Annotated in this window: 19 protein-coding genes; 8 read left to right on the forward strand and 11 right to left on the reverse strand. The window is 42.0% G+C overall.

What is annotated here, in order from left to right; all coding sequences use genetic code 11:
• Positions 1 to 3: 3 nt before the first annotated feature.
• Genes tssL through tssB form a run of 4 tightly spaced genes read right to left on the reverse strand, consistent with a single transcriptional unit; the run spans position 4 to position 4,085 of the window.
• Positions 4 to 657 (reverse strand): type VI secretion system protein TssL, short form, encoded by a 654-nt coding sequence (tssL, locus tag WES_RS03860; RefSeq protein WP_001066085.1) that lies wholly within the window; start codon positions 655 to 657, stop codon positions 4 to 6.
• Positions 654 to 1,991 (reverse strand): type VI secretion system baseplate subunit TssK, encoded by a 1,338-nt coding sequence (gene tssK / locus WES_RS03855; protein WP_000689244.1) that lies wholly within the window; start codon positions 1,989 to 1,991, stop codon positions 654 to 656. The genes tssL and tssK overlap by 4 nt, the downstream gene beginning before the upstream one ends.
• Before the next feature lie 18 nt (positions 1,992 to 2,009).
• Positions 2,010 to 3,554 (reverse strand): type VI secretion system contractile sheath large subunit, encoded by a 1,545-nt coding sequence (gene tssC / locus WES_RS03850; protein WP_000930189.1) that lies wholly within the window; start codon positions 3,552 to 3,554, stop codon positions 2,010 to 2,012.
• Positions 3,555 to 3,587: 33 nt separating this feature from the next.
• Positions 3,588 to 4,085, reverse strand: a complete 498-nt coding sequence (tssB, locus tag WES_RS03845) for a type VI secretion system contractile sheath small subunit (RefSeq protein WP_001283990.1) — start codon at positions 4,083 to 4,085, stop codon at positions 3,588 to 3,590.
• 593 nt (positions 4,086 to 4,678) lie between these two features.
• On the opposite strand from tssB, the gene WES_RS03840 reads away from it, so the two are divergent.
• From WES_RS03840 to WES_RS03805, 8 genes are all read left to right on the forward strand, one after another.
• A complete protein-coding gene (locus tag WES_RS03840; RefSeq protein WP_016159831.1) occupies positions 4,679 to 5,152 on the forward strand; it encodes a hypothetical protein in 474 nt (157 codons plus the stop codon).
• The gene (locus WES_RS03835; RefSeq protein ID WP_000789900.1) at positions 5,149 to 5,484 is read left to right on the forward strand and encodes a lysozyme inhibitor LprI family protein; all 336 of its coding nucleotides are present in this window, start codon (positions 5,149 to 5,151) and stop codon (positions 5,482 to 5,484) included. The genes WES_RS03840 and WES_RS03835 overlap by 4 nt, the downstream gene beginning before the upstream one ends.
• 809 nt (positions 5,485 to 6,293) lie before the next feature.
• Entirely contained in the window at positions 6,294 to 7,277 is a 984-nt protein-coding gene (locus tag WES_RS03830) for a KpsF/GutQ family sugar-phosphate isomerase (RefSeq protein ID WP_001298261.1), read from the forward strand.
• A gap of 71 nt (positions 7,278 to 7,348) precedes the next feature.
• Complete coding sequence (locus tag WES_RS03825; RefSeq protein ID WP_000905918.1) at positions 7,349 to 8,497, forward strand: capsule polysaccharide export inner-membrane protein kpsE; 1,149 nt, start codon at positions 7,349 to 7,351, stop codon at positions 8,495 to 8,497.
• Positions 8,498 to 8,520: 23 nt separating this feature from the next.
• Positions 8,521 to 10,197 (forward strand): polysaccharide biosynthesis/export family protein, encoded by a 1,677-nt coding sequence (locus tag WES_RS03820; RefSeq protein WP_016159830.1) that lies wholly within the window; start codon positions 8,521 to 8,523, stop codon positions 10,195 to 10,197.
• Positions 10,198 to 10,206: 9 nt separating this feature from the next.
• Positions 10,207 to 10,950, forward strand: coding sequence for a 3-deoxy-manno-octulosonate cytidylyltransferase (gene kdsB / locus WES_RS03815; RefSeq protein WP_016159829.1), 744 nt, complete (start codon positions 10,207 to 10,209; stop codon positions 10,948 to 10,950).
• On the forward strand, positions 10,947 to 12,974 hold the full coding sequence (locus WES_RS03810; RefSeq protein ID WP_016159828.1) for a capsular polysaccharide biosynthesis protein: 2,028 nt from the start codon (positions 10,947 to 10,949) through the stop codon (positions 12,972 to 12,974). The genes kdsB and WES_RS03810 overlap by 4 nt, the downstream gene beginning before the upstream one ends.
• A gap of 34 nt (positions 12,975 to 13,008) precedes the next feature.
• A complete protein-coding gene (locus WES_RS03805; RefSeq protein ID WP_016159827.1) occupies positions 13,009 to 14,259 on the forward strand; it encodes a capsule biosynthesis protein in 1,251 nt (416 codons plus the stop codon).
• 109 nt (positions 14,260 to 14,368) lie between these two features.
• On the opposite strand, the gene WES_RS03800 is transcribed toward WES_RS03805, so the two are convergent.
• From WES_RS03800 to WES_RS03770, 7 genes are all read right to left on the reverse strand, one after another.
• Positions 14,369 to 15,709, reverse strand: coding sequence for a glycosyltransferase family 2 protein (locus WES_RS03800; RefSeq protein WP_016159826.1), 1,341 nt, complete (start codon positions 15,707 to 15,709; stop codon positions 14,369 to 14,371).
• 128 nt (positions 15,710 to 15,837) lie between these two features.
• On the reverse strand, positions 15,838 to 17,007 hold the full coding sequence (locus tag WES_RS03795; protein ID WP_024195156.1) for a nucleotide sugar dehydrogenase: 1,170 nt from the start codon (positions 17,005 to 17,007) through the stop codon (positions 15,838 to 15,840).
• Positions 17,008 to 17,652: 645 nt separating this feature from the next.
• Positions 17,653 to 18,747, reverse strand: coding sequence for a polysaccharide pyruvyl transferase family protein (locus WES_RS03790; RefSeq protein ID WP_016159824.1), 1,095 nt, complete (start codon positions 18,745 to 18,747; stop codon positions 17,653 to 17,655).
• 279 nt (positions 18,748 to 19,026) lie between these two features.
• Positions 19,027 to 20,124: a UDP-galactopyranose mutase gene (gene glf / locus WES_RS03785; RefSeq protein ID WP_016159823.1), complete on the reverse strand. Its 1,098-nt coding sequence runs from the start codon at positions 20,122 to 20,124 to the stop codon at positions 19,027 to 19,029.
• Between the two features lie 45 nt (positions 20,125 to 20,169).
• Positions 20,170 to 22,164: a glycosyltransferase gene (locus WES_RS03780; RefSeq protein ID WP_016159822.1), complete on the reverse strand. Its 1,995-nt coding sequence runs from the start codon at positions 22,162 to 22,164 to the stop codon at positions 20,170 to 20,172.
• Between the two features lie 43 nt (positions 22,165 to 22,207).
• Positions 22,208 to 23,950: an O-methyltransferase gene (locus tag WES_RS03775; RefSeq protein WP_016159821.1), complete on the reverse strand. Its 1,743-nt coding sequence runs from the start codon at positions 23,948 to 23,950 to the stop codon at positions 22,208 to 22,210.
• A gap of 6 nt (positions 23,951 to 23,956) precedes the next feature.
• On the reverse strand, positions 23,957 to 25,708 hold the full coding sequence (locus WES_RS03770; RefSeq protein WP_016159820.1) for a hypothetical protein: 1,752 nt from the start codon (positions 25,706 to 25,708) through the stop codon (positions 23,957 to 23,959).
• Positions 25,709 to 25,723 lie beyond the last annotated feature (15 nt).

Raw genomic sequence — 25,723 nt, forward strand, 5'->3', positions numbered from 1 at the left:
CCTTTACCCCGGCCTGACCGTCTGACTCACCAGTTCGGTGAGTGAGGAAGAGAAGAAGTACCACAGCGCAGCCAGTACTGCCGCCCCGATAATCCAGGAAAGCCAGTACAGTCGGCGACCGCTGCGCAGACTGGATACCCTGGCGACAATCGGCGCATCCTGAGCAAGCGTAAAAGCGGGCACTCGTTCCCCCAGCGCACGCACCACGTCTTCACGACGTTCGTCGTTCTGCGCCCGGTACTGTCCAACAAATCCCAGTTGTAAAGTACGATACATACAGGTCAGCACGGCCATGTCCGGTGCGGACTCTTTCAACAGGTTGCGGATACGCTCCCATAACACCTCACCTGCGTTCAAAGTACCGAAGAAATGAGCCTGCAACGGATCACGGCGCCAGGCCAGATAACCATCGTCAGAAGTGCCGCGATTGAGAACGCTTTCATCCAGCAAGGCGCACAGCGCGTATACCATGTGCTCCTGGCTGCTATCACTGTAGCCCGCATCCGAAAGCGATTTGCGCGCTTCCTGAACCAGACGACAGGCCCGGCGATAAAGCCCTTCCCCGTCCCGAACTTCTTGCCCGCCGCGTAGCTGGCTGGCCATCAACCAGCCTGGATAGAAAATCTGTTCAATCTGGCTGAGACTGGAATTATTCATGCGCGTAACACCGCAAACAGTTCAAGTTTCACCTCCCCCAGTGAGCACGGGGTGTAAAAGGTACAGCTACCCGCCTCCAGCATCGCCCGCGCCGCATCGGTACTCAGATCCAGAGAGAAGAACTGGTTTTCAAGGCGCAGAGGGATCGCCGCAGGCACATGGCTGAGTGGTTTTATAACCATGCCACTCAGCGCCACGTTCACGACATCTGAAACGTCATCGAGACTGCCTGCCTTACAAAGCTGCGGGAATTTCACTTGCAGTTCGTGATTCGGCATGGAGGAGCGAACGGAAAGATAGAAATCAGCCCCTTCACGCAAGCGGGCATCATGCAGCGATCCTTTCCAGAACTGATCGGCATGATCCAGTTGAATACTGATAACCCGGGAGGGCAGACTGGCTTCCAGCAATTTATCGAGCAGAGCCAGCAACGGCGGGAACACTCGTTCAGGCGTATCATGCTGATAAACAGGAATATCACTGGCATCGTGCTCCAGTGAAAACGTCAGCAGGCTGCCTGCCAGGCGGGTCAATTCACGGTAGAGCAACTCCGGGTGGCGTCCCGGAGTCTGCATCAGTTCGGTCAGCACGGGCTCGGCGCTATTCAGGGCATTGAGTAGCCAGAACAGAGAAACATCAGCCACCGCAAAATCGGCCAGACGCTCGTTGCTTTCTCGACGCATCGCCATCAGACGCTTACGTCGTGCCTGCAGACGAACCAACAGATCGCTCAGTTCAGCCACAAGCAAAGGGCTTGCCGCAATCGAGAGCATCGGTGGGATAAAAGACGGATCACGATTCCACTGTCCCTGCGCATTACGTGCCAGACGAGCCACCGGACAGGTCAGGTAAGCGGTATTTTCCTGCGTAGATAAACGAAGCGTGACGGCATTACGCAAAATGGCCAGTTCACCACTTTCATGCCCGGCAAGCTCCTGAACCACTACGCGTTCAGATTTCCAGCGACGCGGGCGCTCACTGTCCTGACCATTATCCAGATTGCCACCACTGGCACTCAGCAACGGCAGCGCCACAACGACTTCAACAACCTCAGAGCCGTTTGCGACGGATAAATCACAGACCGGTGGAAGATTATCCGCCAGGTCAGTATCAACCATCGTGCCGTCCTGAAAACGTACCACCAGACGGGTAGCATTCAGGCGTGACAATACAAGGGCTGCGGTATCGAATTCAGCATTCACCACGCCCCAGGGATGGGAAATTCCCATTCCTGCAACAGTGTCGGCAATATGTTCGTCCCAGCGAGCCTGCTGCTGGAACTGTTGTGGGGCCAGCGCGGCCCCATCCTCCCAAAGTGGGCGAAAAATTTTCATCCCTGATTTCCCCTCGCCTTACGACTTGGCTTTCGGCATCTGGGAAACCAGTGAGAGATTGATATCCATCCCTTCCACCTGAAAGTGCGGTACGGCGTAGAGTTTCACGCGGAAGAAGCCCGGATTATCATCAATGTCTTCCACCACAACTTTCGCATCACGCAGCGGGTGAGATGCCTGCAACTCATCGCCCGGGTCGGTCATTTCAGTCACAAGACCACGAACCCAGGTGTTAAGCTCCAGTTCCAGCAACCGGCGATCCTTGGTGGTGCCAATGTTTTCACGTTGAATCAGCTTCAGATAATGAGCGATGCGCGACAGCAGGAAGATGTAAGGCAGACGCGCATTGATGCGGCTGTTGGCAGTGGCATCCGCAGTATCGTAGAGAGCGGGTTTTTGCGTGGAGTTCGCCGAGAAGAAACACGCATAATCGCGATTTTTGTAGTACGACAGGGGAATGAAACCAAGATTCGCGAACTCGAACTCGCGGGTTTCCGGGATCATCACCTCTGAGGGGATTTTTACCTGGTTGCCGGTGCCAAGATCATACAGGTGAATTGGCAGATCCTGCACCGCACCACCCGCCTGTGGACCACGGATTTGTACACACCAACCGTTATTGATGAAGCTTTTCACCATGTTGGCCGCAAAAGCAAAGGTGGCATTGGTCCACAGGTATTTATCGTGATCCGGGCCTTTCACCTCTTCAACATAATTAAAACTACGCACCGGTACAGTGTCCGGGCCATACGGCAGGCGACCCAGCACGCGTGGCATAACCAGCCCCAGATAACGGGAATCGTCCGTATCCCTGAAACTTTTCCATTTAATGTACTCGGCGCGGTCAAAGTAGTTACCGATATCTTTGATGGCCGCAACGTCTTCCATTGACTCTTTCAGGAAAAATTTCGGACCTGCAGAACCGATAAATGGCATATGAGCCGCTGCGGACACTTTTGATAAATTACGCATCAGCGCCACGTCCTGCGCAGATGCATCAAACTCATAAGCGGAAATCAGCGCGGCAATCGGCTCGCCTCCCGGCGTGTCGTACTCATCAATGTAGGTATGTTTGTACAAACCACTCTGGATAATTTCCGGGCTATCTTCAAAGTCCTGACGCAGGTCTTCTTTAGATATATCCAGCAGTTCAATTTTCACGTTCTGGCGGAAATCGGTTTTATCAACCAGCGATTTCACGCCGCGCCACAGACTTTCTACCGCCTGAAAGTCCTCATGATGCATAACGGCATCAAGCTGACGGCTGATCTGGAAATCCAGTTCAGCGATATGGTGGTCAATCAGATTTTTGTCGAGCTTTTCGACTTTCGATCCCGATTTTGTCAGACACTCCAGGAACACCTGCATCCCGGCCGTTAAACGTTCATCCGCAGTGGCATCCGACATCGCCTGTGCGTCCTGCCAGATATCCAGAGAACTCAGCTCAGAGACCGGACTGAGATTAATTTTTTCAAACAGGGAAGCATAAACTCCAGCAGCAGCAGGACGTTCAAGCACCACACTCTCGCCACCAGCATTCTCATTTTTTACAGACATCAACATTTTCCTTATTAATCCGTTAAATCATCGTGACCGTTACGGCTGTTTAGGTGCCAGAGCTGATAGTTCTGCTCTGAGTTCTGCACTTAATGCCGGGTCCAGCAAAATGTTTTCCAGTTCTTTACGGAAAGTCTGGTTATCCAGAAGGTTCGCTTTTAAATCACGAAGTAAATTACGCATGGAAAGCATGGCTTTTAGCTGTGGTATTTGTCGGGAGACCTGTTCCGGGGAGAAATCCTTTATGCTCTGGAATGTCAACCTGATGCTGTCTTCACTACCGTCATCAGCAAGTGTGTTATTAACGATAAGATTTACTTTTGGGGAATATTCAGAAAGAACCGCATCAAAATTATTTTTGTTAAGATTAACTTTTTTACGTTCAGATAATGGCGCGGATTCCTGACCATTACTAAAATCACCCGCAACCAGTAACTTCAGGGGTAATTCTGTTTTCTTACTTGCTCCCCCGGTGTGCAGATCTAATTTCAGATTAATACGGGCTTTCGGTATCTCCCGCTGGAAGCTGTCACTCATAGTTCCCTCTCGTAATTCAATTAAAGTCAAATTAATCACAATACTTCATTAACTCGATGCTAAGGCAATGTGGAAATGAAAAAAGCAATGCAGATCAACATATTGAGAATAAAAAATAATGGGAAAATTGCCTGACAATAAAAATAATCGCAGCCATATCAATTGATTAAAAACGTCTTTATAAATATTCCTAATTATATTTTTATTATGTTATTTTGTTTTTTATTTACCACAGCATCTGTTAATGGACAGGCCATATATAGCGCAAAACACTGACTTACCCGCGCCTATGCCACAGATACTGTTATCTGATAGTTATGCCCATGTTGCCTAAGTAATTCATAAGTATTCGCTGTGTTCTGACATTAAATTCTTGTCCGGCAATCAGGTCATACCCGTATCCACAGGTCTCAATATTGGAAAAGAGATTTTATTTTAGGCAAGCTGAAATTTGCATTACAGCATATTCAGGCCTACACCCGAATGACCTGATTAACCATAAAAAATTGATGCAGCGCAGCATGTTAATTATTCCTGGATCTTACATTGTCATTGCACAGTAAATGTAGAAACTTATGCGTAACGGAGTATTTATGAGTTTTAAACGTTTGGTTATAATTACCGCAATATCCTGTATGTATACCGGATTTGCATTTGCCGCGAACGTCACGTTGAACCCTGCCCAGGTAGAACATCTGAATAACGTTATTAATCACGAGGTAAAAGGGAAAGATGACCGTAATTTTGTCTATACCAACTGGACAGAAGCTCAACGTGTGGCCGAATTTATTTGCCGACCACTCGCTCTGAAAGAGCTACAGAAGCGGTACACCGACGTAGATAAGGTTATTTTCGATCAGGGAAAACATAATATGCAGCGTCTGGTCTCACCTGCACTGCTGACAGGTAATGGTCAGTACCGTAGAGGGATTAACTGGACGACTTTTCACTTCGCCTGTGAACTGTCAGTGAAAACCGGAGAGGCGATGGGATTCAGGCTGTTGAGAAATAAAACCCTGACCATGGCTCCGGGGCCCGTTATTCGTTCCGGGGAGATCGGCCAGTGAAAAATATTCTTACCGCATTTCTCATCATCACTCTCCCTGCTTTCTCCGCCACGGCAGCCAGTTTTGACTGCCGCCAGTCCCGCAGTGCGGATGAAAAAGCAATTTGTTCATCACATAGCCTGAACGATTTGGATGTGGAGATGAGCGTTAAGTATCAATTTCTTCATGGGCTTTACGCGATGGGAGCCGCCGGGGAACTGCATGACTCACAGGTACTATGGCTGGCTGAACGTCGCCAGTGTGGTGGCGATATAACCTGCCTGACAAAAGCATACAAGCAGCGCCTGAAAACATTGAACCATCTTTATGACGCGATTAATAAACCACTCTGAGTCTGGAGTGGACTGGTGGTTGTCGGAAACGCCTTCATACGAGGCATCTCCTTACCGGCACGTATAACTCAAAAAGAGCCTGATGATTGTTCTTCCATCGGCTCTTTCTCTGAAGTTAAGGAAGGCTCCGGACGGAAGTACTCGCTGGCATATGCGGCTCCAGCTCAATCAATGATAATCACCATCGTTATTTTTTATTTAGCAATAATCTCCTGAAAAATAGATATAGCCAAAATTCAATCCTGCCTGGCTTAATTCCGCATCCATCACCAGAAATAATCAACGCCATAACTATCATGTCATTTAATAGTCACCGCTAAAATTTTATTATTTTCTTCTGCTTTACAGGGAAATTGTCAATCTGTTTATTATGTCCGGTTTAAATAGTTAATCACAAAACATCATCGCCATTGCTGACGTGTTTTATTCATTGATAACAGTGCCATACGTTCTTTTTTTTACAAAGAAACAATCAATTACTAAATTGTTTTTTGACTTAATAGTTAAGCGCGAAACATTTTAATAAATGATAAAAATCCTAAATTCCTTGTTCATAATGTAGGGGTGTGTTAAATAGGTGGGCAAAATTTGGTTCCCCCTTCTCGCCTGTAATATTGCAGCATCTTCGCACTCCCATGAGACATTGCGACTTAATAAGAAGGTGATAAGCCCTGCATAAGCGCATGGGCTGACCATGGTTTTATATTCATAAAAATATTTCGTTATAACCAATTGATTTAATATCAATAATTTATTGTGGGTTCGGGTTTGTTGTGACTGTGGCATTATTTCCGTGCAAAGGAGCTGATATGTCTGAAAGACATTTACCTGATGACCAGAGCAGTACTATCGATCCATATTTAATTACCTCTGTTCGCCAGACCCTGGCAGAACAAGGCGCAGCATTACAAAACTTGTCTAAACAACTGGATTCCGGGCAGTACCAGCGTGTCCTTAATTTGATAATGAACTGTAAAGGGCACGTTATTCTTTCGGGAATGGGTAAATCAGGGCATGTCGGTCGTAAAATGTCAGCGACGCTGGCCTCTACCGGTACACCGAGTTTCTTTATTCATCCGGCAGAAGCATTCCATGGCGATCTGGGTATGATTACGCCCTACGATCTCCTGATCCTTATTTCCGCCAGCGGCGAAACGGATGAAATCCTCAAGCTGGTTCCTTCACTGAAAAATTTCGGCAACCGAATTATCGCCATTACCAATAATGGAAATTCCACGCTGGCAAAAAATGCTGATGCCGTGCTAGAACTCCACATGGCGAATGAAACCTGCCCGAATAATCTTGCACCAACAACGTCCACCACGCTGACTATGGCGATCGGTGATGCGCTGGCTATTGCCATGATCCATCAGCGCAAATTTATGCCAAATGATTTTGCACGTTATCACCCGGGCGGTTCATTAGGCCGTCGCCTGCTGACCCGCGTTGCGGATGTCATGCAGCATGATGTTCCTGCGGTGCAACTGGATGCGTCATTTAAAACTGTGATTCAACGTATCACCAGCGGATGCCAGGGAATGGTGATGGTAGAAGACGCAGAAGGCGGGCTGGCGGGCATTATCACCGACGGTGACCTGCGTCGCTTTATGGAAAAAGAGGATTCTCTGACGTCCGCCACGGCTGCGCAGATGATGACGCGTGAACCGCTGACGCTACCGGAAGACACCATGATCATTGAAGCGGAAGAAAAAATGCAAAAACACCGCGTCTCAACGTTATTGGTGACCAACAAGGCAAATAAAGTCACTGGCCTTGTGCGCATTTTCGACTAATTAAGCAACGGGGTGCGAGAGTTTAGTCTCTCATTGAGTTTGCGCCCCACTGAAACTTTGATAATCGTTACATGTTGATAAAAGTGAAGTCTGCCGTATCCTGGATGCGTGCTCGTCTGTCTGCCATCTCACTGGCAGATATCCAAAAACACCTGGCGAAAATCATCATTCTGGCACCGATGGCGGTGCTGCTGATCTATCTGGCTATCTTCAGCCAGCCTCGCTATATGAGCGAGTCGAAAGTCGCCATTAAACGCTCAGATGATTTAAACAGCGGCAGCCTGAATTTTGGTCTGCTTCTGGGTGCCTCTAACCCCAGTTCCGCTGAAGATGCGTTGTATCTGAAAGAGTACATCAACTCACCGGATATGCTGGCGGCGCTGGATAAGCAACTGAATTTCCGTGAAGCGTTTAGCCACAGCGGGCTCGATTTTCTTAATCATCTTAGCAAGGATGAAACCGCAGAAGGCTTCCTCAAGTACTACAAGGATCGTATCAACGTTTCGTATGACGATAAGACCGGATTGCTGAATATTCAGACGCAGGGCTTTAGCCCGGAGTTTGCGCTTAAATTTAACCAGACCGTGTTGAAAGAGTCAGAACGCTTTATCAATGAGATGTCGCATCGCATTGCGCGCGATCAGCTTGCCTTTGCAGAAAGCGAGATGGAAAAAGCGCGCCAGCGTCTGGATGCCAGCAAAGCGGAACTGCTCTCTTATCAGGACAGCAACAACGTTCTGGATCCACAAGCCCAGGCGGAGGCGGCGAGCACGTTAGTCAATACGCTGATGGGTCAGAAGATCCAGATGGAAGCAGACCTGCGTAACTTGCTGACATATCTGCGTGAAGATGCACCACAAGTGGTAAGTGCGCGTAATGCGATTCAGTCATTGCAGGCACAAATCGATGAAGAAAAAAGCAAAATCACGGCGCCACAAGGTGACAAATTGAACCGCATGGCGGTGGATTTTGAAGAAATCAAATCAAAAGTAGAGTTCAACAGCGAGCTGTACAAACTGACCCTGACCTCCATTGAAAAGACCCGTGTAGAAGCGGCTCGTAAGCTCAAGGTGCTGTCGGTTATCAGTTCGCCACAGTTGCCGCAGGAATCGTCTTTTCCAAACATCCCTTATTTGATCGCCTGTTGGTTACTGGTGTGCTGCCTGCTGTTCGGCACCCTGAAACTGTTGCTGGCTGTTATTGAAGATCACCGAGATTAACGCTGTCGCTGAATGAGTTTGTGATGAAATTATTTAAATCAATTTTACTGATTGCCGCCTGTCACGCGGCGCAGGCCAGCGCGGCCATTGATATTAACGCTGACTCAAACCTGACAGGAGCAGCGCCACTCCCCGGTATTCTGAGCGGACAGAAGTCGGATACGCAAAACATGAGCGGCTTCGACAATACCCCACCGCCAGCGCCGCCGGTGGTGATGAGCCGTATGTTTGGTGCTCAACTTTTCAACGGCACCAGCGCGGATAGCGGTGCGACAGTGGGATTCAACCCTGACTATATTCTGAATCCGGGCGATAGCATTCAGGTTCGTTTATGGGGGGCGTTCACCTTTGATGGTGCATTACAGATTGATCCCAAAGGCAATATTTTTCTGCCAAACGTTGGTCCAGTGAAAGTTGCCGGGGTTAGCAATAGCCAGTTGAACACTCTGGTTACATCAAAAGTAAAGGAAGTGTACCAGTCCAACGTCAACGTCTACGCCTCCTTATTACAGGCGCAGCCAGTAAAAGTGTACGTGACCGGCTTTGTGCGTAATCCCGGTCTGTACGGCGGCGTGACGTCTGATTCGTTACTCAATTATCTGATCAAGGCTGGCGGCGTTGATCCAGAGCGCGGGAGCTACGTTGATATTGTGGTCAAGCGCGGCAACCGCGTGCGCTCCAACGTCAACCTGTATGACTTCCTGCTGAACGGTAAGCTGGGGCTTTCGCAGTTCGCCGATGGTGACACTATCATCGTTGGGCCTCGTCAACATACGTTCAGCGTTCAGGGCGATGTCTTTAACAGCTACGACTTTGAGTTCCGCGAAAGCAGCATTCCCGTAACGGAAGCATTGAGCTGGGCGCGCCCTAAACCTGGCGCGACTCACATTACGATTATGCGTAAACAGGGGCTGCAAAAACGTAGCGAATACTATCCGATCAGTTCTGCGCCAGGCCGTATGTTGCAGAACGGCGATACCTTAATTGTGAGCACTGACCGCTATGCTGGCACCATTCAGGTGCGGGTTGAAGGCGCGCACTCCGGTGAACACGCCATGGTACTGCCTTATGGTTCCACCATGCGTGCGGTTCTGGAAAAAGTCCGCCCGAACAGCATGTCGCAGATGAACGCGGTTCAGCTTTATCGCCCATCAGTGGCTCAGCGTCAGAAAGAGATGCTGAATCTCTCGCTGCAAAAGCTGGAGGAAGCGTCACTTTCTGCCCAGTCCTCCACCAAAGAAGAAGCCAGCCTGCGAATGCAGGAAGCGCAACTGATCAGCCGCTTCGTGGCGAAAGCGCGCACCGTGGTTCCGAAAGGTGAAGTGATCCTCAACGAGTCCAATATTGATTCTGTTCTGCTGGAAGATGGCGACGTCATCAATATTCCGGAGAAAACATCGCTGGTTATGGTTCATGGCGAGGTGCTTTTCCCGAACGCGGTGAGCTGGCAGAAGGGAATGACCACCGAGGATTACATCGAGAAATGCGGTGGCCTGACGCAGAAATCGGGTAACGCCAGAATTATCGTCATTCGTCAGAATGGTGCAGCCGTCAACGCGGAAGATGTGGATTCACTCAAGCCGGGCGATGAGATTATGGTTCTGCCGAAATATGAATCGAAAAACATTGAAGTTACCCGTGGTATTTCCACCATCCTCTATCAGCTGGCGGTGGGTGCAAAAGTGATTCTGTCGTTGTAAGGAGTTGAAATGAGCAGCAAAGCAGTTATTGTCATTCCGGCTCGTTATGGCTCATCGCGCCTGCCGGGTAAGCCGCTACTCGATATTGTTGGCAAACCGATGATCCAGCATGTTTACGAGCGTGCGTTACAGGTGGCGGGCGTCGCAGAAGTTTGGGTGGCAACTGACGATCAGCGTGTTGAACAGGCCGTGCAGGCGTTTGGCGGGAAAGCCATCATGACGCGTACCGATCATGAATCCGGCACCGATCGGCTGGTCGAAGTGATGCATAAAGTCGAGGCAGATATCTACATTAACCTGCAGGGCGACGAACCCATGATTCGCCCGCAGGATGTAGAAACGCTGCTGCAAGGAATGCGTGACGATCCCGCGTTGCCGGTGGCAACGCTATGCCACGCGATTTCTGCCGAAGAAGCGACGGAGCCCAGCACAGTAAAAGTGGTTGTGAATACCCGCCATGATGCACTTTATTTCAGCCGTTCGCCGATTCCGTATCCGCGTAATGCTGAAAAAGCGCGCTATCTGAAACACATCGGTATTTACGCTTATCGTCGCGATGTGCTGAAAAACTACAGCCAGTTACCGGAGTCCATGCCGGAGCAGGCGGAATCACTGGAGCAGCTACGGTTAATGAACGCGGGAATCAACATTCGAACGTTTGAGGTTGCCGCAACCGGTCCGGGCGTTGACACCCCTGCATGTCTTGAAAAAGTGCGCACCCTGATGGCACAGGAACTGGCTGAAAACGCATGATTGGCATTTTCTCGTCCGGCATCTGGCGTATTCCACATCTGGAGAAATTTCTGGCGCAACCGTGCCAGAAACTTTCTCTGCTGCGCCCTGTTCCGCAAGAAGTTGATGCTATCGCCGTGTGGGGACATCGCCCCAGCGCGGCGAAACCAGTCGCCATCGCCAAAGCAGCGGGAAAACCGGTCATCCGTCTGGAAGATGGATTTGTGCGTTCGCTGGATCTTGGCGTCAATGGCGCGCCACCGCTTTCTTTGGTGGTGGATGATTGCGGCATTTACTACGATGCCAGCAAGCCTTCGGCGCTGGAGAAACTGGTACAGGATAAAGCCGGAAATGCGGCATTGGCAGATCAGGCCAGAGAAGCGATGCACACCATCGTGACCGAAGATTTGTCGAAATATAATCTGGCGCCGGTGTTTGTGGCTGATGAGTCAGAACGTTCAGACATCGTTCTGGTTGTCGATCAGACATTTAATGATATGTCAGTGACGTATGGTAATGCGGGTCCGAATGAGTTTGCCGCCATGCTGGAGGCCGCGATGGCGGAAAATCCTCAAGCGACAATCTGGGTGAAGGTGCACCCAGATGTACTGGAAGGAAAGAAAACAGGTTATTTCGCCGATCTGCGCGCCACGCAACGAATACGTTTGATTGCGGAGAATGTCAGTCCGCAGTCGCTGTTGCGACACGTTTCCAGGGTTTACGTCGTGACCTCCCAGTACGGCTTTGAAGCCTTGCTGGCAGGAAAACCAGTGACATGCTTCGGTCAGCCCTGGTATGCAGGCTGGGGCTTAACGGACGATCGTCATCCGCAGTCCGCTTTGCTATCTGCCCGACGCGGTTCTGCCACGCTGGAAGAACTTTTTGCCGCTGCATACCTGCGTTACTGTTGCTATATCGATCCGCAAACGGGAGCAGTAAGCGATCTGTTTACCGTGCTGCAATGGCTGCAATTACAACGTCGACATCTGCAACAGCGTAATGGCTATTTATGGGCGCCTGGCTTAACGCTGTGGAAGTCGGCGATCCTGAAACCTTTCTTACGAACGGCGACAAACCGGTTAAGTTTTTCACGTCGCTGTACTGCGGCGAGCGCCTGCGTGGTATGGGGTGTAAAAGGAGAACAGCAATGGCGAGCCGAAGCGCAGCGAAACTCACTGCCATTATGGCGAATGGAAGATGGTTTTCTGCGTTCATCCGGACTTGGCTCTGACCTGCTGCCGCCGCTATCGCTGGTGCTGGATAAACGCGGTATTTACTATGACGCCACACGCCCCAGCGATCTGGAAGTGCTGCTGAATCATAGCCAGCTAACGCTGGCGCAGAAGATGCGAGCTGAAAAATTACGCCAGCGACTGGTTGAAAGCAAACTGAGTAAGTACAACCTGGGAGCCGATTTCTCTCTACCAGCCGAAGCCAAAGGTAAAACAGTTATCCTGGTGCCGGGTCAGGTAGAGGACGATGCCTCTATTAAAACAGGCACTGTCTCGATTAAGAGCAACCTTGAGTTATTACGCACAGTACGCGAGCGTAATCCGCACGCCTACATTATTTATAAACCGCACCCGGATGTACTGGTGGGGAATCGCAAGGGCGATATTCCGGCAGAACAGATTGCTGAACTTGCTGATTATCAGGCACTGGACGCAGATATTATTCAATGCATTCAGCGCGCAGATGAAGTGCATACCATGACGTCGCTGTCGGGGTTTGAAGCGTTATTACATGGCAAGCACGTACATTGTTACGGCCTGCCCTTCTATGCCTGTTGGGGTTTAACCGTCGATGAACATCGCTGCCCGCGTCGCGAGCGAAAATTAACGTTAGCGGATTTGATCTATCAGGCGCTGATTGTTTATCCAACCTATATCCACCCAACACGGCTACAACCTATTACGGTTGAAGAGGCGGCGGAATTTTTGATCCAGACGCCGCGCAAGCCGATGTTTATTACCAGAAAAAAAGCGGGGCGAGTAATACGCTATTACCGCAAATTAATTATGTTCTGCAAGGTCAGATTTGGCTAAACAATTTCACAGTTGACTATTACGCAAATTATTTATGCAAGGTAATGCACTAACCGTTTTATTATCCGGTAAAAAATATCTGTTATTGCAGGGACCGATGGGACCCTTTTTCAGTGATGTCGCCGAGTGGCTAGAGTCATTAGGCCGTAACGCTGTGAATGTTGTATTCAACGGCGGGGATCGTTTTTACTGCCGCCATCGGCATTATCTGGCTTACTACCAGACACCGAAAGAGTTTCCCGGATGGTTGCGAGATCTCCACCGGCAATATGACTTTGACACTATCCTCTGCTTTGGCGACTGCCGCCCATTGCATAAAGAAGCAAAACGCTGGGCAAAGTCGAAAGGTATCCGTTTTCTGGCATTTGAAGAAGGATATTTACGCCCGCAATTTATTACTGTTGAAGAAGGCGGAGTGAACGCATATTCATCGCTACCGCGCGATCCGGATTTTTATCGTAAGTTACCAGATATGCCTGCGCCGCATGTTGAGAACTTAAAACCTTCAACGATGAAACGTATTGGCCATGCGATGTGGTATTACCTGATGGGCTGGCATTACCGTCATGAATTCCCTCGCTACCGCCACCACAAATCGTTTTCCCCCTGGTATGAGGCACGTTGCTGGGTTCGCGCATACTGGCGCAAGCAACTTTACAAGGTAACACAGCGTAAGGTATTGCCGAGGTTAATGAACGAGCTGGATCAGCGTTATTATCTTGCCGTTTTGCAGGTATATAACGATAGCCAGATTCGTAACCACAGCAATTATAACGATGTGCGTGACTATATTAATGAAGTCATGTACTCATTTTCGCGTAAAGCGCCGAAAGAAAGTTATTTGGTGATCAAACATCATCCGATGGATCGTGGTCACAGACTCTATCGACCATTAATTAAACGGTTGAGTAAGGAATATGGCTTAGGTGAGCGCGTCATATACGTGCACGATCTTCCGATGCCGGAATTATTACGCCACGCAAAAGCGGTGGTGACGATTAACAGTACGGCAGGGATCTCTGCGCTGATTCATAACAAACCACTCAAAGTGATGGGCAATGCCCTGTACGACATCAAGGGCTTGACGTATCAAGGGCATTTGCACCAGTTCTGGCAGGCCGATTTTAAACCAGATATGAAACTGTTTAAGAAGTTTCGTGGGTATTTATTGGTGAAGACACAGGTTAATGGGGTTTATTATGGGGGAATGATTTTTAACAAGATAAAAATAGAAAAAAAAGATTGTATTATGCTATCAAAAAAACATCACAATGAATGGCATTAACATAACCATTCATAAACACCCATCCATTAAATAAAGATCAATATACTATAATTAGAAAACACAAAAAATCATTATAATAAATAGCATATATTACACATTTATTAACCAGTTATATACTGGTAAAGTTAACATGAGCACTTTGTAATGCAGCTTTGATGGCGTTAGTATCAACTAATATTGAGTCGGGCGCAGAAAATGGTCGATTTTTATTAGTAAAATCAGAATTTCCGATGTAAAGACTTTCTTTATTTCTTAACGCCTGAATGTGCCATCGCGACCATGAATCCCAATATTTTTGGCGATCCGGTGAAATTCCCTGAGATGTATACCCTGTTGTAGGTGAATTCATTAACGAGTCGGTACGATGGCTTCCTAGTGTCAAAGGCAATTTAATACGATGTATAGAGGAAGCACCAAAAATTAGCTTAAGTCGAGCAATGAATTCACTATCAGCACCCGTTTTAACACAGTCCCAAACGCCCGCTTTTTGCAATACATCCGCTCTTCTAAACAGCAGAGAAGAAGGATTCAGTCTTTTTAGTGGATAGACCGCACGCGCATAGAAAATCCCATTATCTTGCAACCTTACCCAATCAGAGATCGAACAAATTAGTTTATGGTTTAACAATAAAGGTGATATCTGTCTAAATAATTTTTCAGGATGGGACCAGTCATCTGAGTCATGGCATGTCACAAACTCTCCCTTTGCTTGTATTAAACCTATTCGTTTTGCAGCATATGTTCCAACATTTTGTGGCAGGTTAATAATTTTTATTCGAGTATCTTTGAGTGCTAATCTCTGAAGACGAAATAGCGTATCATCGGTGCTGGCATCATCCACAATAATTAGCTCAAATGAACGATATGTTTGATTAAGCAATGATATTACTGCATTTTCTACCCGCCTGCCGGTATTGTATGTTGTCATTAAAATAGAAACCAAGGGGCCCGTTTGGACAGGATAAGGAACCGATGTAATAATATTACAAGGTGACAAAGGAGATGAGTTATCTGCAAGTGCGACCGGAGATAAACCAAAGTACTTATAGTATTCGTTAAGTCTATTTAAAGAGATTTCTGCCGTTTCTCTGAAAGCATTATTTTGCAAGAGTAATATATCAGGGGAGTATACAATATCACTGGCATCAATCTGAGCTAGTGTTGATATAGCTTTTTGAGTTAACCCGATTCTTAATTGAAGAGCTGTATACAAGTCTAAGGGACAATTATCGACATTATCTAATAATGATAATGAAAACGTAGGAGAGTATGATGCTAAGTTTTTTGCTAACTCAACTTTTTGATGTGTGTCTGTGAACTCGTCTTTAAACTCCATGAGTAATTCCGGAGTTAAGCTTATGTCACCACAGGCAATTTTAGCTATTTTAATTGCTAATTTACACCGCCAATCTGGCGGTGTATCAGTAAGATTATGTAATGACCAATACATATTAAGCCTGTACATTGCCAATATACGTTTTGACTGCCAAAATCGGCAGTCATCTTGTATTGCAGCTAAAGCATGTACATATCGACTTTTCTTTAATAGCCATAAAAATTTTAAATTATTGAACATAATTAAGAGTCGACACCAAATAAATCTCGCGTATAAACTTTTTCACTTACATCTTCTAATTCTGACGTGCGGCGATTGGCTACTATAACATCAACACGTTCTTTAAAAGAATTAATATCACGCTCAACATAAGAACCAAAGAAATAAGGTTCTTTTAGTACAGGTTCATATACAACTATCTCAATTCCTTTGGCTTTGAGTCGTTTCATTACACCTTGAATACTACTTGCTCTAAAGTTATCACTACCTGCTTTCATTATGAGGCGATAGATTCCTACAACTTTTGGTTTACGACTTAATATATCCTCCGCAACAAAGTCTTTTCGGGTAGTATTGGCATCGACAATAGCCTGGATTAAGTTCTGCGGAACATCACGATAATTTGCGAGTAATTGCTTGGTATCCTTAGGTAAGCAATAACCTCCATAACCAAAAGAAGGATTATTATAGTGTTGACCAATTCTAGGATCTAAACCAACACCCTCTATAATTTGCTTTGTATCTAAACCATGAACGGAGGCATAAGTATCCAATTCATTGAAATAAGCAATCCGCATTGCAAGGTAAGTATTTGCAAAAAGTTTAATGGCTTCAGCTTCAGTGCTATCCGTTAACAATATTGGAATATCTTTTTTTATAGCACCTTCACAGAGAAGCTCAGCGAATTTTCTTGCTCGTTCGCTACGCTCTCCCACAACTATACGAGATGGATATAGGTTGTCATAAAGAGCTTTACCTTCACGTAAAAATTCTGGGGAAAAGATAATGTTATTCGTATTTAGATCGCGTTTTAGTCGTTCAGTAAAGCCCACGGGGACTGTAGATTTGATTATAATAGTTGCTTGAGAATTTACCTCTATAACATCACGGATAACTTCCTCTACTGAGCTTGTATTAAAATAATTCGAAACTGGATCATAATCAGTAGGAGTGGCTACTATTACATACTCTGCATTTTTATATGCAGAATACTTATCCTGCGTTGCATATAAATTTAGCTTTTTATTAACCAAATAATATTGTATGTCCTCATCAATAATTGGTGACATTTTAGCATTAATGAAGTTTACTTTTTGTTTGTTAATATCTATTAACGTAACATCATGGTTCTGTGCCAGTAGGATAGCATTGGATAAACCGACATAGCCGGCTCCGGAAATGGTAATTTTCATATTTGGCATTTCAAAAATCACAATATATTAAATAACATTTTTACATATATAAAATCAAACATATAAGTTATATATAGAGATATTTACCTCCGCATTATACTTTTCATGAGTTAATATGATAATGTGATATCATAGATGTCAAAATATTATTTTTATTATTTTATAAATTACAATATAATATCAACAATCAATTAAATAAAAACATATAATATTCATTTAGTGGTATGTTTATGCGCAAACAAAACGTTCGCAAATATTCCATTATCAATCCTGTAATGCATATAGCCAAGGTAGAAAAGATACTGGCAACTTAACAGTCATAACTATCATAGCATCTTTCAGCTCATCAGAAGGTTAGTAAATATTATTGCCCGATAATTCAAAATTCTCACCACGACCTGTTACTTAATTTTCAGCAACTCATGATGATGATGATCATTTATCCCCCCCATACTTTATAGATAAGATTGTAGTGAGTCATCGTTAATACAATCTTCTATAATAGTAGTGCTTAATAAGCATATTCCTAGAAGAAACATAGTAGTAAAAATAATTATAAGTAAAATATAGATATCTATTAAAATTTTCATCAATAGATATCTATCACTCTAAAAACCATCAAAAATTGCAGATTTGATTTCTATATCACTTGGGGAAAATAGGTTTATCTTGCAAAGATAGCTTACTTAACTGAGTTTTGTAAAAATCTTCATATATTTTACATCCTAATTTTTTCATAAAGTTAGAAGCATCTATCCTTAATTTTTCGACCTTTAATGGGTCTGGAGATTTTGGAATAGAATTTAATACAAATTCTTTTAATTGAGGATCAAGAGCAGAAAAAATATGATCTTCAAGACCAACAGATGTCATAAATGCTTTTGCTTTAACAACAGGATTTATACAAACCGTTGGTACACCATACATTACTGATACTAATGTTGTGTGTAATTTATAACTTAGAACTAATGAGCAACTGCCTAAAGCTCTACTAATATCATCTAAATCTTGGCTATATACTGTTTCTTTTCCAGGAATATCAAGATGGTTGGCATTTTCTAAATCCTTCTTCCCATGGTTACCTACACCTCCTATGATATGATGGACTTTCCAACCTCTGCGTATAAATTCACAACCAATTTCTTGTAATAACTTGTAATTTTTAGGGTCCGCAACATGACGAGTGACGATCCCTAATATAGGAGTACCTTCAGGTTTGCTCACAGGAGGAAGAGGTAATGCACAAATCATATCAGGGAATGAATTAACAGGTATTTTAGGATTGATATTTTCTTCTATCCATTTTTTAGAGCCATAATCACGAGTTGAGATTGTTTTAACATTGTCATTATTTAAAAATTTTTGCCACCGTGCTAAGACTCTAGGATCAATATCATGTCGTGTTATCTGAACTCCAATGCACGCAACATGTAGAGGTTTTCGTAAATAAATCGAATCAATAAAATCCGAATCAATAGGATACTTATGAGGAACTAATAAATCACCACCTCCCAATACTATTGCATCCATTAAATCAACAAATGAATTATTGAAGTCTTGTAAGTATTTTTTTCTTTGTAATCCTGATAACAAAAACAAATCAGCAAAGCCACCAAACCAATACTGATAATTTTTCAAATATAACTCATCACCATAATTACCGCGACCAAAAGAACCAGTTAAGCCAATTTTAGGTTTAACAATAGATTTAGATGGGTATTTTTCATCAATTTTAGACATCAGATCACCTTATCGTAAATATAATAATGGAAGCTATAATAATTAATGGCAAACAATCATAATAATGGAAACCATCAATATCCGCCAATAAATAATAAATTAAACTTTAATCTCCATAGTTTCACAAATCTACTGATAGCATTGATTTGAGCACAAATCAGCACATATAAATTTATTGTTCAAGAAAATAATGTAGATGATTGTAAAGATATTTTCTGTTTTTTAATTATATATATACTTTATTATCATTTGATTCTATCTAATGGAATATATGCTATTTCATCGAGTCCCCCAAAACTTGTTGAATGCAGACCGAATTACCTGATGCATATCGTAGTATCGAAACTCAGCGAGTCTTCCACCAAAAATAACCTTTTCTTCTTTTTTTGCTAGAGCGTTATATTTTCCAAAAATTTTGTTATTATTTTCGTCATTTACGGGATAATATGGTGTTTTTTCTCTAGACCAAGAATCTGGTATTTCTTTTGTTATAATCGTTATATCTTCATTCGCACCAGTTTCATCAAAATACTTATGCTCAATAATTCTTGTCCATGGGATATCTGCTGATGTGTAGTTAATAACCGCATTGCCTTGATAATTTCTCATTGGCAATAGTTCATTTTCAAATCTCAATGCCCTATACTCTAATTCCCCAAATCGATAGTCATAAAATTCATCAATTTTTCCAGTAAAAACTATTTTTTCCGCTAAACTATCAAAATATTGTTTATTCTCAAAGTAATCAGTTTCAGTTTTTACTTCTATCCCATGCAACATATTTTCGAACATTAAGGTATATCCCCCAATGGGTATGCCCTGGAACTTATCAAAGAAATAGTTATTATCCCAAGTCATTCTCACGGGTAGGCGAGTAATAATCGATGCGGGTAATTCTTTAGGATCTTTTTGCCACTGTTTTTTTGTGTAATCGCGAATTAATGTATTGTATATATCAGTGCCAACTAGCGAAAGAGCCTGCTCTTCCAGATTTAATGGTTCACGTTCTAACTTAAGCTTTTGTGATTCAATCTTTGCAATCGCCTCCTCTGGCGTCAAAACTCCCCACATAGCATTGAATGTGTACATACTAAATGGTAGAGAATAAGCTTTACCATTATTTATAGCAATAGGTCGATTTATAAAGCTATTAAAGCTTGCAAAGCGATTCACAAAATCCCATATATCATCATCATTGCAATGAAATATATGGGGGCCATATATATGTTGGTGAATACCATGTTTTTTTTCCGTATAGCAATTCCCTGCTATATGCTTGCGTTTTTCAATAATAAGACATTTTTTCCCAGCGTCCGTAGCCAGGCGAGCAAATGTACATCCAAATAATCCAGCCCCAACAATAAGATAATCGTACATTTTATCTCCAACTGATGATTATTAAAATATATTCATTTAGTCTATTTAATTTGGTAAAGAGTTTATAAACTCTTCTTTATATTCATTAAATCTTTCATGCATATCTGAAGGAATTCGCTCTTTTGCCCAATCAATAAGCTCCACACTGAAATTGATCCATTGCTGTTTTATTTCTGAGAAAGCCTGATAGTGCATAATCCGTTCTTGGGTATAACGAAGTGCTTCAAATACCATAAGTCTTCGACTGTCAGATATATTTGTGATTTGGCTTCTTGTTGCAAACTTACGATGTATACAAACCTCATCGTTGATGTAAGATATTTTCTGTGCAGCAACTATGCTATGCCAATGATATGGGATATCATTATGCACAACAGTAGGACCAAAGAAAATATTTTCATCATGCAGTAAATCTGTTTTTATAATACGATTCCATGGATAGTTAATCAGAGAAGATGCATAATTTCTTATTTTATGATTTTCTTTTTCAAATGACTTCCATAATCTGTCATCTGCATTAAACATACCTCTTGTTTTTTTTTCATCATAATATTCAATTTTATATTTCATAAGCAATAAGTCGGCATCTTCTAAAATTGCTTTCTTGACCGCATGCTCTAATGATTTAGCATTAATAATATCATCCGCATCAAGAAAATAAGTATATTTCCCTGTACATAGCGGAATTACTGAGTTTCTTGCTCGTCCTGCGCCCTTATTACCTTGCTGATAGTAAACTACGTTAGTATATTTTTTCGCATAATCCTGGCAAATTGTTTGTGTGCTATCATTTGAACCATCATCAATAATTATAATATTGAATTTTATATCTGATATTTTAAGAACTGATTCAATGCTTTCAGCAATTAAGTCTTCGCAATTATATACAGGTATGACAATTGTCAAGTCTAAATCAGGGTAAGAATTAGCATATTCAACAAACCTCTTATTAAAATTATCCCTAATATTTTTCGGTGGCAGTATTTTATGTGTTTTTTGATAGATATCAGACAAGCGAGATCTTATTATATTTTTTGTTACTAAATCTGATTGACGAGTAGTAATCCAATCAGTTCTATAACAAAAATCATAAAATTCATCGAACAAAACTTGATGCTTTACTGGTTTTTTTACGAGAAAATTGGAAATTGTATTAAGATGTGACGCAAGGGCTGCTAACTTATATAGAGCTGAACTCATTGTTTGCCCTTCGCGGGCCATACGATGGTAACTAATGATATGATCAACCATTACAACTCGTTCTGCACTAGATAATACAAACCAATGCAAAGGATTATCCTCATAAAAATAATCTCCTTCAGGGTACTCTATTCCATTACTCTTAATAAATTTCGTAAGATATAATTTTCTCCAGGGGACTGGGGATAACCTAAATAGTTGTGGTGTGGTTACTCCGGATATTATAGTTTCGACAGGTATGCCTTTCCACCTTTCCTTATCATAAGCAGGGCTAACAAGCCTGGTTTCCTGATCAAAAGTATTAAAATCTCCAATGACCAATTCAGCATTAAATTTTTCTGCAGTAGTAACTAATTTTTCGAAAGCATCTTTCGACACCCAGTCATCACTATCAACAAAACCGATATATTTACCTTTAGCTACATTGATACCAATGTTACTAGGTATACCAGCACCACCAAGCGTGTTGAAACGTAGATCAATAAACTTTATTCTTGAATCAATATTTTCATACATTTCAATGATACGTTTTCCATCATCTGTTGAAGCATCATTGATAATAATTAACTCAAAATCAACTAAGGTTTGTGATAGAACTGATAGTATACTAGCATCAAGATAAGGCCCAACATTAAATACTGGCATTATTATTGATAACAGGGGTGTACCATTAATTTCAGATTCTTGTTCTTTACAATTGAATCCTAAACTTTCAATTCTTTCAATATTTAAAAGAGCGTATGGGTACAAAGGGCTATCTTTTGTTATTTTTTTATACTCTTGAATGGCAAGTTTGTATTGCCCATCTCTAAAGTAAGCATTTCCTAATTTTAAACTCACTTCTTATATTCTCCTTTATAATTTTGAATAACACTCAATACTATTACGAAATGAAATCTTTGCCATAGGTGGTTGCAAAAAACATTCCTTTTTCATTTTTTATAAAATCATGAGTGAACTGTATATTTTCCGCTGACCAATATTTTTTCCATAACTCAGCTGTTAACTTTTCTTCATCACGATAAGCATCATCCAAGACCCAATCAATTTCATGATTAGATATAAAGTGAGACATAAATGGAAGTGCAGGATAACGCGCATTAGCACATGTATTACCAGGCGGTCCATCTACAAGGATTAATAATCTCTTAGGGCCATCCTGTAAACGCTTTGCTAACTCAATTAATACATCTTCACAAGAGTAATATTTATAGCACCCTGTACTATCGGACCATTCTTTTAGCGGGGCTAAATGTAGATCAACCATTGATTCGACACCATGATAAGCAAGCATATTTTGCGTATTAGCAAAATAATACTCATCATGATCGAAACTAATGAAACATTTATCTTCATTATCTTTGAAAAGATTAAATGCCATAAGACCTTTAGCTATCAATAAAGTTGAAACTCCACTTCCAAACTCAATGATTGCATCATAATTTCGCTCACGTATTTTTTCTAAGAGAAATACTCCCATGTCCGGGCTTATTGGCCAACCATGAAATCCTGTTATACAGTCACCATGAGTCAAGTATTGTTGAATGGATATGAAGGATTCTACATGACGAACAGATTTATTAAGTTTTGCATCTAATTCTTTTTTTATTAAAACAGGTAAATTTTTATTAATTTGGATGTATATTTCTTTTTGCTGCTTCTCTATCTTTTGCATCATCGCGCATACATTATCTGTATGCATTTCGTATTTAGATAAAATGTTTTCATTAACAGCATGGAACTCATTCAAATTAATAACAGACAGCTCCGATTTGTTTTTTAGTTCTAATAATTCATTCTCAATATGATTTTTTTTGTCTAGGATTTTATCAAGTTCTAACTTGTGATTTTTTTCAATATTATGAATTTTTAACTTATACTCAGCGGATTGCTGTTCTAAACTAGACTGTAATATATTTATTTTCCGCTGCTGTTGTTTAATTTCTTCCTTTAGACTTTCTGCTTCAATTATTTTTAATGCTAAATTTCTAGTATAAATAGCATAGCCTATAGAAGGATGACGTTCTTGAAATAAATGGACCCGCCGCATGCCTACTTCATTCAAGACTTTGTCTAAATTTTTTAGGCTAGCAGAAAATGGGTCATCTTGTATGACTACCCTACTTACTATAACCTCTATTCGATGTAACATATCCCCCGCATGCTCAAGAATTTCTGGTGCGGGTAGGCAATCAATAAATAGCCAATTCAAGGATAAGTTTTCACTTTTTTGTAGGCTATTAAGTGTGATACCATTATGTATTGCCTCTTCATCTATACACTTTATATTTGGCCATAGTGAATGTAATTGCTCTGGAGATAACAACCCGCTTTCTCGTGAGTTATCTACATAATGAAAAATATGTGGCTCACTCCCGAATATTACAATCTTATTCAAGAAAACCCATTCTTTATTTAAAGGAATATTATGTTTTAACAACTGAAACTGCTTCTGATTCCCTTCAACCAAAATGACATGGTTCACACATTTTTTGTAAAGCCATTGGACCCAAATACTGCTTCCATTTCCAGCACCAACGACCATGACGCCTGTCGGTGGATATATCGAACTTAAACAATCCAGCCATGTTTCCTCCGGTTGGGAAATCATAGATATTGATTTCATCGTATATTACTCACCTCGTTCTAATCGAAACTGTCGCACATTTTGTGCTAGTGCAAATGGGAGTTTAATCCAACCTAATGGAGACTTAATATTTTTAAGTAATGTCTGTCCTAATCTATAAGAAAGATGTTTTTTTACTCGTTCTGCTTCAAAGGCGTCATTATATGCATAAATAGGCGGTTCATTATTATGCACAATATCTTTCTTTTGATTTCGGTATTTTTTAGCTTCAGAGCAAAGAGCCCAAGGCATTCCTAGCCAACCAAATAGTGAGTGCGAATGTTTTATCATAACTGCACCTAGCTTATACCCTAGTTCATTTTTTATTCGCTGAGCTGCTCCATACAGTGGTACTGGTAATTGTTGCTTGAGCTTTTGGTTATCGTAATAATATTTCTCCAGCTCATCTTGGGCGCGATGTAGTTGGGATATTAATGATTTATTCTCTTCTTCTAATCGTGAAATGCCAGAACGCAGCTCTTTAGCTTTTTGTTCAGTCGCATTCAGTGATGATAACTTGCTTTGAAGCTCATGAATTGATCGTTGTGATAATTTTATTTGAGATTCACGTTCCTGCAATGTTTTTAATGTGGCTTTGAATTCTTTTTCAAGCTCACATAGTTTAATTTCTAAACAATTACGTTCTTTTTCTTTTTCTTTAACTAATCTTTCCTTATCCTCAAGATGGCATTCCTTAACTTTAAGCTCTTTTTCTAAATTTTTCTTGTGTAAATAAAAGCTCTCTAAATCTTCTTGGGCTTCGTATAATTGTGACAATACTAACGATTGTTCTTTATTTTTTTCAGATAGTATGAGTTGAGTATCGTTATTAATTTTTTTGTATGCTTTATGGAGTGCGGTTATTAGTTTATAACTTACATCCTGTTGTTGCATAAAATTTTCAAAAGCCTTAGTTGGATGAATCTCTTGTATAAATGATTGAGACGGGAGATTAGCTACAGATTGTAATTCAGCATAAAGCTGTTGACTTGCAGGGTAGTATTCTAGTAAATGTTTTAGCAAGTAATTCTCTGTAATTTCATTTGAAAATGCAGTCCTGACAACTCTTGAGTCAATACCAGAAATATTAATTATATCTTGATGTATTACTGGAAGCTGACATGATAATTCATTAGTTTGAGAGGAATTTATAATATCTGTATTCTTTTCTATTAATGTTGAAGATAAAGATGGCAACTCAAGAAGATCTTGAATTTGTTGTATACAATCCTCAGCATTCCTTTTTATTTGTTCAGAACTAACCAATATGCATCTTTTTTTATTTCGCAAAAAGAATCTTAATAATGCACTATTATATGCAACCCAATTATTTATCTTTCGCTCAATGTATCTTTCGTCTACATATGTTTCATTTTTTCTGTCTATTAATACTGACTGAGGCTTATCATAGACCAATACAAACATTAATTTATCATCAAGATCCAACCAATAATTTAGTAAATATATTAAATTTGGATCTGACCACCCCCAAAAAAATTGATCTATATTGTTAAGCATTAAATCCAAAACAAGGCTATTCCATACAGGAGAAACCTGTAATGGATGAAGTTCACTCTCGTTTTCAATATCTTCTAATGGATGAACTTGATAAGCATTACAAATAGTTGTAGTAATATCACTTGGCGTTAGATTTTCCCGCCTTGATGATTTTGGATAAGCCATTCCTCTTTGCCTAAGAATGTCCTCAACTTCCTCAAACTTTGAATTTGGATGGCCAACAACAACTATTCTGTTCATCAAATTACCTTTTTA

Source organism: Escherichia sp. KTE31 (assembly GCF_000407925.1).
In the GTDB taxonomy this organism is placed as follows: Bacteria; Pseudomonadota; Gammaproteobacteria; order Enterobacterales; family Enterobacteriaceae; genus Escherichia; species Escherichia ruysiae.